Annotated in this window: 14 protein-coding genes; all 14 read left to right on the top strand. The window is 32.9% G+C overall.

Annotated features, from left to right (window positions below; genetic code table 11):
• Window position 1 precedes the first annotated feature (1 nt).
• Window positions 2-1,405 carry a sucrose-specific PTS transporter subunit IIBC gene (locus ACM26V_RS03125; RefSeq protein ID WP_416150005.1) on the top strand — a complete coding sequence of 468 codons (1,404 nt, stop codon included), beginning with the start codon at window positions 2-4 and terminating at the stop codon, window positions 1,403-1,405.
• Between the two features lie 73 nt (window positions 1,406-1,478).
• Window positions 1,479-2,918, top strand: coding sequence for a glycoside hydrolase family 32 protein (locus ACM26V_RS03130; RefSeq protein ID WP_416150006.1), 1,440 nt, complete (start codon window positions 1,479-1,481; stop codon window positions 2,916-2,918).
• A gap of 275 nt (window positions 2,919-3,193) precedes the next feature.
• Window positions 3,194-5,125 (top strand): fructose-1,6-bisphosphatase, encoded by a 1,932-nt coding sequence (locus ACM26V_RS03135; RefSeq protein WP_416150007.1) that lies wholly within the window; start codon window positions 3,194-3,196, stop codon window positions 5,123-5,125.
• A 321-nt stretch (window positions 5,126-5,446) separates the two neighbouring features.
• A complete protein-coding gene (locus tag ACM26V_RS03140; protein ID WP_416150008.1) occupies window positions 5,447-6,121 on the top strand; it encodes a response regulator transcription factor in 675 nt (224 codons plus the stop codon).
• A 20-nt stretch (window positions 6,122-6,141) separates the two neighbouring features.
• On the top strand, window positions 6,142-7,464 hold the full coding sequence (locus ACM26V_RS03145) for an ATP-binding protein (protein WP_416150009.1): 1,323 nt from the start codon (window positions 6,142-6,144) through the stop codon (window positions 7,462-7,464).
• A gap of 225 nt (window positions 7,465-7,689) precedes the next feature.
• Window positions 7,690-8,616 carry an ABC transporter ATP-binding protein gene (locus ACM26V_RS03150; protein ID WP_416150010.1) on the top strand — a complete coding sequence of 309 codons (927 nt, stop codon included), beginning with the start codon at window positions 7,690-7,692 and terminating at the stop codon, window positions 8,614-8,616.
• Window positions 8,600-9,331, top strand: a complete 732-nt coding sequence (locus ACM26V_RS03155; protein WP_416150011.1) for an ABC transporter permease — start codon at window positions 8,600-8,602, stop codon at window positions 9,329-9,331. The genes ACM26V_RS03150 and ACM26V_RS03155 overlap by 17 nt, the downstream gene beginning before the upstream one ends.
• A gap of 48 nt (window positions 9,332-9,379) precedes the next feature.
• Window positions 9,380-9,574 carry a hypothetical protein gene (locus ACM26V_RS03160; RefSeq protein WP_416150012.1) on the top strand — a complete coding sequence of 65 codons (195 nt, stop codon included), beginning with the start codon at window positions 9,380-9,382 and terminating at the stop codon, window positions 9,572-9,574.
• A gap of 218 nt (window positions 9,575-9,792) precedes the next feature.
• Window positions 9,793-10,455, top strand: a complete 663-nt coding sequence (locus tag ACM26V_RS03165) for a response regulator (protein WP_416150013.1) — start codon at window positions 9,793-9,795, stop codon at window positions 10,453-10,455.
• 279 nt (window positions 10,456-10,734) lie between these two features.
• Window positions 10,735-10,911: a plantaricin C family lantibiotic gene (locus ACM26V_RS03170; RefSeq protein WP_416150014.1), complete on the top strand. Its 177-nt coding sequence runs from the start codon at window positions 10,735-10,737 to the stop codon at window positions 10,909-10,911.
• A 107-nt stretch (window positions 10,912-11,018) separates the two neighbouring features.
• Complete coding sequence (locus tag ACM26V_RS03175) at window positions 11,019-14,177, top strand: type 2 lanthipeptide synthetase LanM family protein (protein ID WP_416150015.1); 3,159 nt, start codon at window positions 11,019-11,021, stop codon at window positions 14,175-14,177.
• Window positions 14,178-14,193: 16 nt separating this feature from the next.
• A complete protein-coding gene (locus ACM26V_RS03180; protein ID WP_416150016.1) occupies window positions 14,194-16,323 on the top strand; it encodes a peptidase domain-containing ABC transporter in 2,130 nt (709 codons plus the stop codon).
• Between the two features lie 45 nt (window positions 16,324-16,368).
• Window positions 16,369-16,539, top strand: a complete 171-nt coding sequence (locus ACM26V_RS03185; protein ID WP_416150017.1) for a class II lanthipeptide, LchA2/BrtA2 family — start codon at window positions 16,369-16,371, stop codon at window positions 16,537-16,539.
• Window positions 16,540-16,604: 65 nt separating this feature from the next.
• Window positions 16,605-19,511, top strand: coding sequence for a type 2 lanthipeptide synthetase LanM family protein (locus ACM26V_RS03190; RefSeq protein ID WP_416150018.1), 2,907 nt, complete (start codon window positions 16,605-16,607; stop codon window positions 19,509-19,511).
• Window positions 19,512-19,580 lie beyond the last annotated feature (69 nt).

The raw sequence follows: 19,580 nt of genomic DNA on the forward strand, positions 1-19,580 counted from the left end.
ATTGTCAGTTAATTCACAAATTGCAAAAGAACTCATTGAGGCAGTAGGTGGCGAAGAAAACATTAGTTCCGTTGCTCATTGTGCTACGAGGCTTCGAATAATGGTCAAAGATAAGGAAAAGGTTGACCAAGAACGAGTAGAAGATACAGAAAAAGTCAAAGGAGCATTTTATAACTCCGGACAGTACCAGATCATCTTGGGTACTGGAACCGTAAACAAAATTTTTGCGGAAATGGTAAATTTGGGGGCTTCTGAATCTTCTAAAGAAGAACTAAAGGAAGAAGGAAAAAAACAGGGGAGTAAGTTTCAACGGGCGATCCGTACATTCGGAGATGTGTTTGTGCCGATTATTCCAGCGTTAGTTGCCACAGGTTTATTCATGGGTTTAAGAGGATTGGTTATGCAAGAAAGGATCCTAGCGATCTTTGGCATGACGCCAGATGATATTTCAAGTAATTTTTTACTTTTTACTGAAGTTTTAACAGATACGGCCTTTGTCTTTCTACCAGCATTAGTTGCCTGGTCAGCCTTCCGAGTTTTTGGTGGCAGTCCGATTATTGGACTTGTATTAGGCTTGATGCTAGTAAGCCCGGCATTACCAAATGCATGGGATATCGCAGGTGGGGATGCGGAACCGTTAATGTTCTTTGGTATATTGCCTGTTTTGGGCTATCAAGGTTCCGTCCTACCTGCATTTATCGCAGGGCTCATCGGTGCTAAAGTCGAGAAATGGATTAGAAATAAAGTGCCTGAAGCATTGGATTTAATCGTAACACCTTTATTAACACTATTAATTATGATCTCACTCGCTCTCTTTGTGCTAGGTCCAATTCTACAAGGTGTTGAAAATATGATCTTAACAGGTACAGTTACTGTACTTGACTGGCCACTAGGTTTAGCCGGACTTTTAATAGGTTTCTTCAATCAGATTATTGTCATTACAGGTGTGCATCATGTATTTAGCATGATGGAAATTCGACTTTTGGAATCATTTGGCTCTAACCCTTATAATGCGATTATTACAGCATCTGTTGCTGCGCAAGGGGGAGCTGCTTTAGCGGTAGGATTAAAAACAAAGTCAAAGAAATTAAAAGCTTTAGCATTACCTTCTTCCCTATCCGCATTTCTAGGCATTACGGAACCAGCTATCTTTGGTGTAAATCTCCGCTACGGAAAACCTTTTATTATGGGACTAATAGGTGGGGGAGTCGGTGGATTCTTCGCTTCGATCATGAATCTTTCTGGAACCGGGATGGCGATTACAGTGATTCCAGGAACATTACTTTATTTGAATGAACAGCTATTCTTGTACATTCTAGTAAATCTCATTGCCGTTGCTGTTGCGTTTTCATTAACGTGGATGTTTGGCTATAACGACAATGATAAAGTAAAGGCTAAAAAATAAAATGTAACCATGTGGAATGATCCAGGTAATCGGATCATTCCACATGTCACTTTACAACGGAAAGGGTTTTAGTATGAATGGTGATATGCCACAAAACAATCATGATAAAGCAAACGGAAAGCCAGTAGATCGATTTAGACCGAAGTTCCACATGACACCTCCATTTGGATTGATGAATGATCCGAATGGATTTATATACTATGTAGGGAAGTACCACACATTCTATCAATGGAATCCGAATAAAACAGTACATGCGACGAAATATTGGGGACATTTCACTTCAGAAAACTTATTTGAATGGAAGCATGAAAACGCCGTTCTTGCTCCTGAAGATTGGTTTGATTGCAATGGTTGCTATTCAGGCAGTGCAATTGAGCACGAAGGCAATTTAATTGTGTTGTATACTGGAAATGTTTTAAATGAAATCGGAGATAGAGAAACGTATCAGTGTATGGCAATATCAAAAGATGGTATGACATTTGATAAAAAAGGGCCGGTTTTGCATCTCCCAGCAGGATATACAGCACATTTTAGAGACCCTAAAGTCTGGAAGAAAGAAGATACGTGGTATATGGTCGTTGGTGCGCAAAGTGAAACGAAAACAGGAAAAGTTGCTTTATTCAGTTCTACAAATCTAACAGATTGGGAACACCACGGAGCAATTGCTGGATCCCATATGAACGGATTGGGGGATTTTGGCTATATGTGGGAGTGTCCGGATCTCTTTTCGTTAAGTGGAAAAGATGTCTTAATTGTCTCGCCCCAAGGTCTTGAGCCAAAAGGCGATGACTATCATAATTTATTTCAGTCCGGCTATTTCATTGGAGAAATGGATTATCAAACGAAACAGTATTGCCATGGTGATTTTAGAGAGCTCGATAGAGGGTTTGAATTTTATGCTCCCCAGACTACCATTGGTGCGAATGGACAAAGGATATTAATCGCATGGATGGGAATGCCTGATGAAAGTGAAGAACATCATCCAACGATACATGATGGCTGGATTCATGCGATGACACTCCCTAGAGAATTGACGTTATTTGAAGGGAAGTTATATCAAAAACCAGTAAAAGAATTGGAAAAATTAAGAACAAATGAGGTTCACTATGAACACGTTTCTATCTTCAATAATTCACGGGATTTTAAAGGTGTCTCAGGACAATCGATTGAATTGATAATAGATATTTTAACGAATAAGTCTGATGTATTTAGCATGAGAATTTCCAATGCGATTCAAATTGATTTCGATTCAAAAACAAAGATATTCTCTTTAACTAGAAAGAACTTTCAAACTCAATCAGATGAAGTTCGAAAATGTAAATTAGAAGATATTTATTCGTTGAATATATTTATCGACTTATCTACGGTAGAAATATTTATCAATGGAGGAGAAGAGGTATTCAGTTCCCGATTTTTCTCAGAGAAAAATGATGGGGAGATCTTGTTTCACTCTAAAGGAGAAGTATCTCTCAATATTAAAAAATGGGAAATCAGTCAATCTATCTGCTTTTAAACTTCATCTCTCATGGAAAGGCACTCTATTTTCTTAGAGTGCCTTTTACGTATTTTATAAGTAAGAAGTGCGCAAATTTCCGTATCACATCAGGATAGAATTGAAACTATCTAATGTATTTTCAGAGGGCTCTAAAAACAGTTAGGATTTATGTTAATATTATTGTAATAGTTAAAAGAAAATTCCGCGAATTTATCTCTTATTCATGAAAACAGACTAGAACCTTTAGAATTATCAAATAATATAACCTGAGCCAGAAAGGGGATTCTACCACTTTGAACACAAAACTGTTAGATATACTCGCTCAAAAGTATGATAGTGAAGAAGAAGTTGCAACGGAAATTATTAATCTTGAAGCAATCCTCAATCTCCCAAAGGGAACAGAACATTTTGTCAGCGACTTACACGGAGAATATCAATCCTTTCAACATGTTCTAAGAAATGGTTCAGGCAATGTAAAAGAGAAAATCAAAGACCTTTTTATAGACGAATTCTCTGAAAAAGAAATAACGGAATTCGCTACTTTAGTGTATTATCCAGAAGAAAAATTACAGTTAATCAAAAATAGTTTTAATAGTAAGCAAGAACTAAACGAATGGTATTCAGAGATCATTGAACAGATGATAAAGTTGGTATCCTTTGCTTCCTTCAAATATTCTCGCTCGAAATTACGAAAAGCATTGCCGAAACAATTCGTATATATTGTCGAAGAACTCCTCTACAAAACGGAGGAATTTACAAATAAAAAGCAGTATTATTCAAAAATAGTCCAGCAACTCATTTCCCTCGGCCAAGCTGATAAACTCATTATCGGTCTAAGTTATACGACACAACGATTGGTTGTTGACCACCTCCATGTCGTCGGGGATATTTATGATCGCGGACCCGAACCAGACAAAATTATGGATGCTCTCATCAATTATCATTCCGTAGATATTCAATGGGGAAATCATGATGTATTATGGTTAGGTGCCTTTGCGGGATCTAAAGTATGTCTAGCAAATATTATCCGTATCTGCGCAAGGTACGATAACCTTGATATTATTGAAGATGTATATGGCATAAATCTACGACCACTTCTCAATCTCGCGGAGAAATATTATCAGAGCAATCCCGCTTTCATGCCAAAAAGTCAATCACACGATTCCGTATCAGATAACGAATATGATCAAATCACGAAAATTCATCAAGCGATTGCAATAATTCAGTTCAAACTAGAAAGCCCAATTATTAAGAGACGACCATACTTTAATATGTCAGGCAGGCTGTTGCTTGAGAAAGTCGATCACGACAAAAATGAAATAACAATTAAAGGTAAGACATACAAATTAGAAAATACGTGCTTTGCAACAGTTGATCCGATACACCCCGATCAATTATTAGACGAAGAACAGAAAGTTATAGACAAACTGTTATTTTCTGTCCAACATTCAGAAAAGTTAGCCAGACATATGAATTTTCTCATGAAAAAAGGCAATCTTTATTTAAAATATAACGGGAACTTATTAATACATGGCTGCATCCCAATAGATGAGAATGGAAAAATGGAAAAAATGGAGATTGAAAATAAAACTTATGCAGGCCGTGACTTATTTGATATTTTCGAACATTATTTACGCCAATCCTTTGCGAAGCCAGAAGAGACAGACGATCTCGCAACTGATATGGTCTGGTACCTATGGACAGGAGAATATTCCTCCCTCTTTGGTAAAAGAGAAATGACAACCTTTGAAAGGTACTTCATCAAAGACAAACAAGCCCATGAAGAGAGAAAGAACCCATACTACCATTTACGCGAAAAGGAAGAAACCTGCCGCAACATCCTAACAGAATTTGATCTAAATCCAGATCAAGGTCACATCATAAACGGCCACACACCGATCCAAGAAATAAACGGAGAAAATCCAATCAAAGCAAATGGCAAAATGATCGTCATTGATGGAAGCTTCTCCAAAGCATATCAATCATCAACAGGCATAGCCGGATACACTCTCTTATATAATTCTTACGGCATGCAACTCGTCGCCCATCAACATTTCCACTCTAAAGAAGACGTGCTACAACACGGAACAGATGTCTTATCCGTAAAAAGATTAGTAGATAAAGAACTCGTCAGAAAGAAAGTACTAGAAACCAACGTCGGAGAAGAATTATTACAGGAAGTAGCCATGCTAAAAAACCTGATGGAATATCGCTACATGAAATAAAGCACAAACAAAGGTCGAAGCCTTTTCGGGAAAAATCGAGATGAAGACGAATAACCTTGACCAAGCATAGAAAAAGCCTTTTAACCTAGATGTCCTCTAGGATTCAGGGGTCTTTTCTGCTTTTACTTAGATCATTGTTTTGTCCCAAACAGAGCTAATGTTTTTAGATACAAGATTCATGTTGAAATTACTTTACGGGAGTTAGGCTTCCGTAATTCCAATCTTTCCTTTTTATCGATTTACCTATATAATTTGGATAAAACTAACAATAAATCTATTCAAAAATTAAACAAATTGCTTTGAATTGTAGGAGGTAATCGTTTGAATAACCATATTCTGTATATTGAAGATGACGAAGAGGTTGGACAGTTAGTGAAGCAAAACTTGCTCGATTGTGGTTATAAAATGACTTGGTTAAAATCAGGTAATCAATTTGATCAGTATCTAAATGAAGTGGAAATGGTAATTCTTGATATTATGCTTCCAGGGCTGGACGGATTTACCGTTGGACAAAGAATCAAAGAAAAGAATAACAGTATTCCTATATTAATTTTAACTGCTAGAACGGCAATCGAGGATAAACTAAAGGGATTAGAATTTGCTGATGATTATTTAACGAAGCCTTTTCACCCGCAAGAACTGGTAATTAGAGTTGATATTTTGCTTCGAAGATTTGATAAAATAGCTATGAATACAGTTAGTATTGAGCATTTAAAAATTGATCTAAAAGCTAATCAAATTTACAATTCTGAAACGAATCAAGAAATAATGTTAACAGAGAAGCAATATAAAATATTTCATTATTTACTAAGAAACGCAAATCAAATTTTAACAAAAGAACAAATTTATTCGAGTGTTTGGGATCAGCCTTATATTGAAGGTGATAAAACTATAAGTGTACATATACGTTATTTAAGGCAAAAAATTGAGAAAAATCCTCAAGAGCCTAAAATTATTCAAACGATTCGTGGACTGGGTTACAGGGTGAAACTGTGAAACTATCAACGAAATATATTATGATTATTCTATTGTCGATTTTTATTTTCCCGGTGTCATACTTAGGAGTTAATTTTCTCTATTACTCGTTGATTACGCATGTAGGTAACTTTACGTCGGAAGAGTTTTATAATCCTGATGAGATAGAAGAAGAATGGGAAATCATCGTCAATTCCATAGAAGGACGGACAACTAATGATGTTAGTTCCTATTTGAAAAATATAGACGAGTATCCTGAAGCACATGTACGTTGGATAAGTGATGAAGGAGAAGTACTTACCTATATTGGCCAAAATGAAGCTCTAAACGAGAAATGGAACGTTTCAGAAACGATTGACTATATGCGTGCTAATAACCAGAAGAAACAGTATTTCACAACGCTTTCATATTTAGAGGGAAGTGAAAATAGTGGATATGCGATGCTGCAAATACCACAATCATATATGGGCACAGAGTGGGAAGTACTTCGCGAAAGGTATTCATTCGTATGGTTTTTTGCTTTGGGGTTAATCTGGTTTTTGTTTGTATTCATTTCCTGGGTATTTTTCAATAAATTACGAAAAAGACTAGTAAAAATACAAATGAATATGGAAATAAATGAAAATCAATTGATTCCTTCCAAGATGAGTGTGCAAATAAACGATGAAATTGGGCAACTAGAAGATTCGTTTAACAAGATGGTAGATCAATTAAACGAAAGTCATAAAAAAGAAAAAAGTGAAGAAGCGATTCGAAAAAACTTAATTTCTAGTTTATCTCATGATTTAAGGACACCGCTTTCAATTATAAACGGTCACACCCATAAATTAATTCAACTACAGCTCACCGAAGAGGCGAAAAAATCAGTAATTGTGATAAATCAAAAAGTTGATTTCATGGCTGAACTTATTGATAATTTAACCTCCTATACCGTCCTTAGTGAAGGGAAACTCCCGTTAAATAAGCAAACAACAGATGTGGTCGCTGTGGTGAGATCTTCATTCATAGCTTGGTATTCGATATTTGAAGAATTGGAATTTGAAATCGACGTTCAGCTAAACGAACCCATCCACTGGGACATAGATGAAATATGGTTACGAAGAATCCTCGATAATCTGTTTCAAAATGTTCAGCGACATGCCAGAGATGGGAAGTATATATTGATTGAAACGTGTAAAGAGAACGGATTAACTGTATTGAAAATCCACGATCATGGTTCAGGTATGATAAAGAATTCGAAGCGAACTGGAGCAAAGATTGGTTTGTCAATCGTAGAGATGATGTTGAAGCAAATGAATTTGAAAAAAACTGTAACGAATGATTTGAAAGGTACGACAATTACTATTTTTCCAATGGAAGATTAATGTGAAGTATTTTATTATAAAATAAAATGAATTTATGGGCTTATTCAAAGAGTTATTAGTTTCGACTCTTTGGGTAAGTCCTTTTTGTAATTCAGATTCGTTCGAATTGGACAAACGTCATGAATGTATTTTTTAACCTAATTTTAACCTTGAATTAGCATTGGTTTTAACCTTGTCTGTTTACACTTAATACATTGAAATCACTTGAAGGGAAGGTGAGGGGACATGAATACGATAGTACATGTCAAAGATATTAATGTGCAAATAAAAAAGAAACGCGTGATTAACGATGTAAATATCTCCATTAAAAAAGGGAAAATATATGGTCTGTTAGGACCTAATGGTGCCGGTAAAACCACGTTACTTAAAGTAATGTTAGGAGTGTTTCAGCCCAATTCAGGGTCAATCATTTTTGAAGATCAGAATTTATATAACAATCCCGATAAAGAATTAATCCGTTCAATTGGAAGTATTATCGAATTTCCAGGTTTTTACGATAACCTGACGTTAACAGAAAATTTACGTCTTCACATGAGATATTTACAAGAAGATGTATCAGGAGAAAATATACACTCTTTATTAAAAACAGTGGGTCTTTTCAAGCATAAGGATAAACTATTCTCAGAAACTTCGTTAGGCATGAAGCAACGATTAGGTGTAGCTAGAGCGATATCACATCAACCAAAACTTCTGTTGCTAGATGAACCTACAAATGGGTTAGATCCACATGGAATAAAGGAAGTAAGAGAAATGCTAATCAATGAAGTAAATAAAAAAGGAACGACAGTGATTATCTCCAGTCATTTACTTAATGAGATAGAGTTGATGGCAGATGACATTATCTTTATGAATAACGGTGAAATCATTTTTGAAACGATGATGAATGCAAAAGAAGAAACACATTACTTGTATAAGTTAATAACACCTTTTTCATTGAAAAGCGAACAGTTGAAACAGTTGAGCGCTCAAAAGATATATCAAGAAAACGATTTAGTTGAATTGGTGTCTTCCACTCAACCGAGCGAAATGAAAAAATTACTAAATCAGCAGCAACTTCCAATTGTAACATTGGAAGTTTTCGAGCTTTCTTTAGAGGATTTGTATTTGAAGTTGTTGGATGAAAAGAGGGAAGATTATGAAATTACTTCTTAAAAATGAATTAATAAAATTAAAGCGATTGAAAATGGTATATGTCATTTTAATAGTAAGTCTTTTACCATATGTCATCAACACAGGTGGAGCACTCATCGTGTCAGGTGACATGAATGCAGATAAATACTATTATTTTGTATTTAATCAATATGCGATTCTTTTTCCTACGTTAGTTTTTATTTTTACTGGATTTTTTTTCTACACGGAATTTCAAAACAGGACGACGTTAAACTGGATGTCTTACCCATTCGATAATTTTAAATTAATTGGTGCTAAAATGATTGCTGCTTTTATTTTACTGATTGGGACATCAATATTGAACCATTTCATTCATTTAGTCACACTCATTTTAGTATTTAGAAACGAAGCAGAAATGATGATTCCTGCTAAATTTTTCACATCATTCCTCTTCTCGTCTTTAACATTATTGATTATTCCAGTAGCAGCGTTACTGGTGTTTATGACTAGAAATATTCTTAGCGTTGTAATAGCAGGTGTGGCGTTTATTTTCATTACAACGATATTGCTTGGAGCAGATTTTTCGATTGCATTCCCTTTTTCGTTTATTTATCGATTAAGCATCCAATTTTATGATGCATCGATGGGCTATGACAGCATGAACCTTGAAGTATGGGGTTTTATCATCTTATTTGCTTATATCATTATCTCATTATTAGGTCTATATAAATATTCGCGAAATACGAGAATGAATTAACAGTTGCTGATTTGCAATACAAAAATTATAAATGAAAGGGAGATTATTATGGAAAAAGTCATGTTTATCATTGCAATTGCTTCATTAGGAGGAGCACTAGCTGTGTTTGTTGCAAATCTTTTAAATTATGGTTTAAAAGAAGGTGTGATGAATAAAAAACGGAAATCATCAAAATGGGTAGGCGGATTGTTTATAGTATATGTTATTAGCTTTGCGCTATTTATCTTTATTGGCAGCGATTAGAAGCGTAGGTCAAATATAAAATGAACATTGAGTGATGATCATTACTCTTGATGTGTAAACACTAGTAGGTGGGCTATCCGTCCTAATAGGTCATGTTTTACCAACGCCGAAGAGCCTTTGTAATATATTTGTTAAATGTATTTTAATGTATTTACCTTATATTTAATAGATTTCAGTAATTTAAAACTGAGTCAATAGGAAATGAGGAGAAATATATCATGATTAAGGTGCTTTTGGTAAATAATCAAATATGTGTCGTGGAAGGGCTAAAGTTACTATTGGAGAAAAATCAAACAATGTCAGTAGAGATTACGACTGACAGTAGAAATGTTATTGAGAGAATTGATGAAGATGATTCCGATGTTATAATATTTAATCTATTCATGCCATACTTAAATGGTCTTGAGTTATCAAAGCAAGTTTTAAAGAAGTACCCAAATAAAAAAATATTAATATTCATTGAAGGTGATATATCTATACACTTTAATTTGCTAATAGAAACTGGTGTATGTGGATTCATTAGTAAAGAAGCTTCTTATGAATCTTTTGTCAATACTATTGAGTGTGTTGTACGCGGAGAGACAGTAATTCCAACAGTGTTATTTAAGCAACTAAGACGGACGGAGCCAAAAGTTAAACTAAATACAAGAAGTGGTTTACGAGATATTACATTAAGTGAAAAAGAGCAAAGAATTATTTTATCTATTTCTGATGGGTTAACGAACCATGAAATAGCAGAAAAACTTCTAGTTAGTCAACGATCAGTAGAATATACACTAACGGATATTTACAGTAAATTAGAAGTGAGATCTAGAGCTGAAGCTTTGAGTAAGGCTAAAAAGTATGCATTAATTACGTTACAAGAAATCCCTAGCTATTAGTAAGAAAACAGGAAGTTACAAATACATTAAAACAGCTTGATTTTGAAATTTCGAAATCAAGCTGTTTTTGTTGTTTAATGTAATCCACCAATGATTTATTCTTCAATAATTTATGTGAAAAATCGGTAGAATATATCATCACGCAAAAAAATTCGTTATTTACGGTTAAATTTGCGGGAAAACGAAACAACCTTTTCGGAGACATGTTTTTATAATTATAATACTATTAAATTAACATAAAATATAAAATAATGAAAATATTAAAAGGAGGTGATGAAAATGGAAGAGAAACTATATTCAATAGCTGGAGATGTAACACAGGAAATGGAAGAAATCTCCTTGAATTTTGTTAGTGGTGGAGCTGAAGCACAAGGAATATCCCAAGGTAATGATGGAAAATATTGTACGATTACTTGGGAATGTAGCATCTGTCCAACTCATACGTGTTGGTGTTAGAAAGCATTAGGTATATGTTCTTACACATTATAACCAACCTCTTTCGAGTAATAGTAAAGACTAAGTGGGGAGATCCTCCCCACTTCTAACTAAAAGGAGTGATATATATGGATAATATGACAAAGATCTTAAGGTGTGCGGAAAAAAAAGAAGGTAATAGAGAAGTTGCAGCAACTCTGTTAGATCGTAATATCAACATTGTTTATCAGGGTGATATAAAACTCGCACAAGATAGTTTGAAAAATGTATTATCTATCAACTCCCTTGAAAGTGTGCGTCGTCTTTATATTACTAATTTACATAATAATGCTTTTAAACTAAGTGTTTTTCAACATATAAAGCAACAAATTTCACTGCAAGAAATAAATCATCTGAAACGATCAGAGGACATTCTTTTTCATACTTTTGCATTGAAAACCTCGTCTTATTTTATTAAGAAACTCACTTCTTCAAAAGCCTACCAATCAAATAAACACAATATAAAAGATGAATCAAATTTTTTAAATGATGTGTCCAGTCAATTTCAAAAACAAATTTTAAAAATGTCGTATAGAACACTAGTGTTAGATTTAAATGTAAATCGTGAAAATAAAACTTTACAAGGAGACACAAAAGAAGAAAAGTTTCAACATTATAATCAAATCCTATTAAATGATCCTGCTTATTTAAATCGCTTCTTTAATTACTATCCAGGACTGTTGCGAGTAATTGCAAATGAAACAAGAAAATTCAAAAAAAATATTAATGAATTACTAACTAGATACGACCAAGATAAAGAAGATATTTTGCATTCCATTGCGGATAATTTTGAGATGGAGAAAATTGAAACAATAGAGATGGGATTAGGAGACGCGCATTCTGATGGAAGGAAAGTAGCGAAAGTAATATTAGAAAAAACTGTACTAATTTATAAACCTCGTAATCTAAATATTGATATTCTATATCATGAGATTGTTGATTTAATAAATAGAAAAATTAGTAATAGTGAATATAGGATAATTTCTCCGAAAGTAATAAGTAGGAAAGAGTATGGATGGGTTGAATTTATCTATTTTAAAGAATGTAAAAATAATGATGATATAAAAAATTTCTATCGGAGAATTGGTGGACAAATAGCGCTGTTATACGCACTAAATGCTGTAGATTTTCACTCAGAAAATATTATTGCTAACGGTAGTTATCCAGTTTTGGTAGACTTAGAGTCTTTATTCCATATTCCCTATGAGAATTTAAAGATTAAAACAGAAAGCGCGTATGTAAAGGCTGAACAAAAATTAAATTCATCTGTAAGAACCTTAGGGTTACTTCCATTTTTCTTTGGAGATAAAAATGTGGATATTAGTGGGATAGGGCGTAAAGGGGAAGTTCAATCATTTATAAAACTTCCCCAAATAAAAAATCCAAATACGGATTTTATGAAAATTGAAAGAGAATATGTTGACATGGAATCTTCATCGAATCATCCAAAGTGTAACGGGAAATATGTTTATGCGCAAGATTATGTTAGTGAAATTAAGGATGGTTTCACTCAGATATTTGAAGCTATTACTAATTATTCTAATGAAATAATAAAAATTATTAATGATAGGGCAGATTCAGTAATTGTGCGATTTATTCCTAAACCTACTGTTAAGTACTCATCTTTTCTTGAGTTAAGTTTACATCCACGCTTCCTCCATAATGCAATTGATCGAGAAATTTACTTAGCCAAAATTTGGGATGAAATAAAAGCAAATGAGCGATATAAACCATTAGCGAAACACGAATACAAAGATTTGATAAATGATGATATCCCTTATTTTAAATTATCTATTTGTTCTAATGACTTGACTACTTCTAGAAATAAAGAAATAATCAATTACTTTAAAGATTCTCCATTAGAACTAGTACGAAATAAAATTAATGGGTTGAGTCGAGAAGAGTTAGATTTCCAACTCGAAGTGATTGATTTGTCAATGTTATCAACAGGAGATGAGAGACAAAAGGAATTAAAAAAATTTAAAATTAAAAACCCTATTGATTATATTAAACCTTTTCAATCAAAACAATATTTTATAGAAATTGCGGAAAAATTAGCTGATCGTATTTACTCTCAATCTTATAAAGGTACTAATGATGGGAGACCCAATTATTCGTGGCTGAATTCTACTCCAGTAGGAATCGAGGAGATTAAATGGAACCTCACGCCTATGGGAGATACATTGTACGATGGTTTAGCAGGCATGGGGATGACTTATCTTTCTCTATGGATTGTTACTAAAAAGGAAAACTACTTTAAGATAGCGACAGAAATAGTAGAAGATATTAGTGTAAGATTCAAGAATTTAGATTTATCAGGTGATTTGAAAAATAGAATTTCGATAGGAGCATTTTCAGGTGTGTCTTCTATCATTTATGTTCTTATGAATTTCTATATTGTTACAGAACATAAAAAATACAAAGAGCTTTCTTTAGAATTAACCGAAAAAATTATAGATTTAATTGAACAGGACAAAGAATTTGACATTATTGGAGGCTCAGCTGGAGCAATAGCAGTTCTAATAAGTTGTTATAAATGGACCGAAGATGAATCTTTTTTAAAAGCAGCAACTATATGTAGTCAACATATTTTGAATCATGCCATTACCATTAATGAAGATGAAATATCGTGGGTTGGTGTTGCTGAACAACCATTAACCGGTTTTTCTCATGGAAATGCAGGAATTATATATTCTCTTTCTTTAATTAATGACTATTTGAGGGATAGAAGAATTTCAGATGCCATAATAAAAGGAATGAAATACGAGAATAATCAAATGATCAAGGACAATTGGATTGATCGAAGAAAACCCATTGATGAAGTAGCAACATCCGCCTGGTGTCACGGATCACCAGGAATTTTGCTCAGTCGTTTAGGACTTTTACGCTCTCATGAGAAGCAAATTTCTCGGCAAGCTGGAATAGATGTAAACATGGCTAAGGCAAATATATTTTATGATGGATTTGGTAGAGAACACAGTCTATGCCATGGTGATATAGGAAATGCAGCTATTCTTATAGAATATGGACGTGAAACAAAACAATTTGAAGTAATAGAAATTGCTCAAAACTTAATACTAGAGAGTTTGCAAAAAGGAGAGAAAACAGGTTACAAATGTGGTGTAGGTAGAGAAGTTGAAACCCCCAATATGATGGTTGGGATGGCAGGTATTATCTATGGAGTGCTGTTTGCGTGTGACGAGCGAGTGCCGAATATTTTAAGTTTGAAACTCGATAAAATAGTTTAAGCAAAGGGTGCAAATTATGAAATTGTTAAAACAAAAAATACCAGTGATGCTTCAAAAAAGTAATTATGATTGTGGCTTAATCTGTGTTGCTATGGTCATGAGTTGGATTGAAGGCTGTAGAATTGATCCTAGTAAGCTAAAAAAAGATAAAAAACATATTGGACGCGAAGGTACTAATTTACTTTACTTGAAAGAGATGGTTGACATTCACGGATACAGCCTTAAAGCTTATAAAATTCCTAATTTATTGAGGGAAATGGAAGAAAACTCTCTAGAATGTCCATTAATTGTCCATTGGAAAAAAAATCATTTTGTTATCCTTGAAAAAGTAAAAGGTGAAACAATAACAATAATTGATCCAGCTTCGGGAAGAAAAACTATAGTGGCTATTGATTTTGAAAGAGACTATAGCGGAGTTGCTATAAAATTAGAAAAAGAAAATGAAAAAATTGATCTTACCAAATTAAAAAGTGACACTTTAGTAAATAAGATCGGTAAGTATCTATTAAAGGAAAAGAAAATACTTTTATATATTGTACTATTATCATTCATTTTTCAACTATTAAATTTAATTACACCTTTTCTCACACAATATGTTATTGATTCCTTTATGGAAGATAAGCAGACTAATATTAGGTTAGATTTATTAGCTATATTAGGAGGAGTTGTTACATTTCTATTTTTTGGTCTATCAATTTTAAGAATGTTTTGGATCATTAAATTACAAGTATTTATTAACAAGAGTTTAACGAATCAATTTATTAACAAAATATTTTCTTTGCCCATGAAATTTTTTGAAGTAAATGCTTCAGGAGATATTGCAACGAGGATTAATAATATAGCAGTAATAAGAGAAATTATTTCACGACTAGCTTCTACTTTGATTCTAGATATTAGTTTATTAATTGTTTTTTGTGGAGTTATGCTCTATTATTCTCCTCTTTTATCATTACTTGTTTTTATTGGTGCTGGATTACAAATAATTTTTACATTGTATTTGTTACCTAGAATCGAAGTGTTTACAAAACAAGAAGTAAATAGTCAAGCTAATTTCCAAAGTCAGTTAGTTGAAATTCTAAGATCGATGACATTTATAAAAACAGTGGGAGACACAAAATCTATTGAAACTAAAATGAATCAGGTATTTGAGGATCAAATTGGCCATTTTTCAAAAAGAATGAATACATCATCTTTACTAGGTGGTGTGTCTAATTCAATTAATTTGTCTTTACCTTTATTTGTTCTCATTGTTGGTATAGGGATCGGAATACAAAATGGCCTTACAATTGGTGCAATTGTTGCTTTTGCGACAATTGCGGGACGATTTATGACACCTCTAGGGTCAATTATAGGAAGCTTAGAATCTGTCAAAATGGTAGAAGAAATGGTAGACCGTGTTGAATATGTTCTTCAAGAAGATGATGAACAGAATAACGTTGAAAGTAACGCATTCTTTGATCCTGAAATTGATAATATTACTTTCGAACATGTTCATTTTAGCTATGACAATGGAGAGGATATTCTTTCGAATATTAATTTAGTTATACATCCTAAAGAGAAAATATCGTTAATAGGTAAAACTGGAAGTGGTAAATCAACCTTGTTCAAACTGATAGCAGGTCTTTACCCAGCCACTAATGGATCTCTTTACTTTGGTACCCATCACATCGAGAATATTAATTTAATGCAGGTAAGAGAAAACATTGGTTTCATCGTTCAGGACTTGAGCCTATTTAATGAAACAATTTTGAATAATATAAAATATTATAATGAGTCTATATCTGATGAATGCGCGATTCAAGCAGCTAAAGATTCTTGTATTCACGAAGATATTCAGCGACTCCCAATGGGATATCACACTATGATTGGTGAAAATGGTGTAAGTCTTTCAGGAGGGCAACGACAGAGGATTGCTATAGCAAGAGTACTGGCAAAAGAGCCGAAGATTCTTTTAATAGATGAAGGGACGAGCAATCTAGACAAAGCAACAGAAAAAGAAATTTTAGTCAATTTGTATAAAAGAGATATGACAATAGTTTCCATTACACATCGAACAGATTCAATTAGTGATTATGAATCAATCTATGAATTAAAAAAGGGTATGTTATTACAAATAAAATCATCAAATAATAGACAATTAATATGAATTCTTACTATAAATCTAAAAAATATTTACTGAAAGGGGGTGAGAATGATGAAAATGAACAAGGGAATTGAAGAAGTATCTGAAACTGAATTGAAGGACCTTGCTGGTGGTGCAGATGAAGTAAAACCTGCTACTTGGACTGTAACAATCCCAATTTCTGCAGCTATGTGTCCTACAACCCGATGTGCATCTATTGTAAAACCATGTAACGACTAAAGCAGAAGAATACTTAATATCGGGTGTGCTTATTTCACACCCGATTATTTTTTTAGGAGGAGAAAATGAAGGTGAAAGGATTCGTACGAGGAAAAAGTAAAGAAATGACACTATTGGACGTTCAAACAGATCTTGATGTGTTTAATGAAGATGATTTTTTTATCCCCTTTTTTTCTTACTTTGTTTCTAAATTAAAAAAACGAATCAATAGAGAATTAAACATGGTTTCCAATGAAATGCTTCAAAAACAAACTATCTTAGGGTCGATCTTGAGAAACTATAAAGATAAAATAGTTGAGATAAGTTCAAAAGTTATAATATATGAATTCCATCAAACATTTGATAAATATGATGCTTTTGATAACTCAAAATATTATCATATTTTTAATGACAGGCTAACTGAGACCGACTACATTCAGAATATCCTATTAAAATATCCTGTATTAAAACAACTGATTGATTCTATTGAGGAAAATTATCTCTTTAACCATATAAAAATAATTTTAAGTTACCAGGCAGACAGTCAACTAATTGAAAAAAAATTAGGTTATGAATTAGGGGATTTAGTAGCAATAACAATAGACATGGGAGATACACATTGTGATGGTAAATCTGTTGCGTTTGTTACGTGTGAAAAAGGTGAAATTGTATATAAACCAAGATCCTTAACAGCAGATTGTATTTATGAGAGTATTCTTTTATTATTTAATGAAAAATGCTCCACTGAGTTGAAGGCAGCGAAAACTATAGACAATGGCGATTATGGTTGGCAAGAATGTATAAAGCCATTACCTCTTGAACGGAAATGTGAAGGGCCAGGATTTTATAAGGAGTTAGGAATGCATCTTGGATTTGTATATATGTTTCATGGGTCCGATTTTCATTACGAAAATATTATTGCGAATGGGAAACATCCAATTTTAATTGACCTAGAGACATTATTCCAACCAAATCTTAGTTTCCAACAAGGTGCTGGAAAAAATCAACCTAAACATTTTTTGGATGCATTAAACCGTACTGTTTATAAATCACTTTTCTTAAATCACACTACGTATCCAGAAGAAGCTAATATGATGAGTTTATATGCTCTTTCAAATGTAGAGGGACAATCGTACGATAAAGAAAAAGTACTAAATGAAAAGACAGACTTTCTTTCAATTAAAAAAGTAAGTTCAAAAATGAAAAGAGGATCGAACTTACCCGTTTATAACAAAGAAATTTTGCGGATCCATGGTTTTGAAAAAGACTTTATTGAAGGTTTTGAGTATGTATACAAATTTTTTAAGGTTAATTATCAAAAGGTAATTAATGAAATGAATGGATTTCCAGATTTTCCTGTGAGAATAGTTATGAGGCCAACTTATATTTATTCATGTTTTTTAGAATCTTTACTACACCCAAAGTATCTAGAATTATCTTCAGAAAGAGAAAGAATACTTTCTTTTTTTAGTGATTCCTACAGAGAATTTCATGCTTTTAGAGAACTTGTACCACATGAAATTGAAGATCTATACAAAGGGGATATACCATATTTTTATTCATTCTTTCAGGGAATAGAATTGTATAATAGTAAAAATGAAATTATTGATTGTAAGTTGTTGGATAAAAGCCCAATAGAAGAAATAAAAGATCGTATTTCAAACCTTTCAAATAAAGATCTAACTTATCAAATTAATTTAATTAATATGTCATTATCAGCATCAAATACTAATAATGATAGTTTTGTAAAAACAGAAATTTCTTCGCAGTATAAAAATTCATTACTAGTTAAAGATATGAATGATCTAATTATAAAAGAAAGTGAGAAAATTTATAGTGAACGTTTGCATTATGGCCATAATGTTCAGTGGATTTCATTATCAATCAGCCCAGTTGGACAAATGGTTTCTGGCCCATTAAGTTACGGATTATATGATGGTCTTGCAGGCATTGTATTATATTTAGCAACTTACTTTTATTATGAATCTGATGAAGTTCCTTATAATGAAATTACCTATATGAAACAGTCCATTGAGAATCTAGTAGATAATAGTACCTTGAAAAATAGTTTTTCCGCTTTTTATGGTCTGGGATCGTATGTATACTATACAGAAAAACTAAGAGAATTAAATATGATTACTTTGGAAGATGCTTTAGTAATTTATGATGACTTTTGCAACAAAATAGTTAAAAACCTTGAGAGTATGCAAACGGTAGATTTCATTGGTGGACTTGCGGGAGTTTTAAAAGTGCTTACTATGCTTTATAAAAGGCATGGATTGTTAATAATAAAGCAGACAGCTTATTTAGTCTATCAGTCATTAATTAAAAAAAGTAATATGCAAAATAATGATATATTTTGGTATTCAGATTCCTTAGAAGATACTGCTTTAGCTGGGTTTTCTCATGGACTTACTGGAATTTGTTATGCTCTGTCCGAGTATTCTACGATTTCATCGGAGGAAGTTAAATTTGAAATAGCAAATGTTATTACTAAGACACTCCACTTTGAAGATACTTTCTTTGTTAAGAGTGAAAAAAATTGGACAGACAATAGAAATAACACGAATAATTTTTCCACGCCTTTTTGGTGTCATGGTGCTGCCGGAATATTATTAGGAAGAGTTAAAATTCTTCAAAACATGGGAGCATTGTGTGAGGTGAACTACATCCACGACGCACTTATTACAACTATCCAACAAGGGGAAGACCACATGCAAGGAAACTCTCTTTGTCACGGAACGATGGGAAACATAGATATTTTAAATGAAGTAAAAAAAGCACCTTTTTTAGTTGAAAGACAGGATGAAATTAATCATACGATCAGTAATTGGTTAACTAATTACACTGAAAGTATGACAACTAAAGGATGGAATAATGGCGTTAAAAATGACTTTTCTAGTGTAGGATTTATGCTAGGAAAAACCGGTCAATTATATACATTATTAAGATTGAAGAATAGAACTATTCCATCTGTTATGTTGTTAGATTAAATAATAAATTGGTGATATATGAGTAATTTTCCGTTTTTTGGAGGGGTTCTAATAGAAAAGAATTATTAT

The organism is Salipaludibacillus sp. HK11 (assembly GCF_047795645.1).
Classification (GTDB): Bacteria; Bacillota; Bacilli; order Bacillales; family Salisediminibacteriaceae; genus Salipaludibacillus.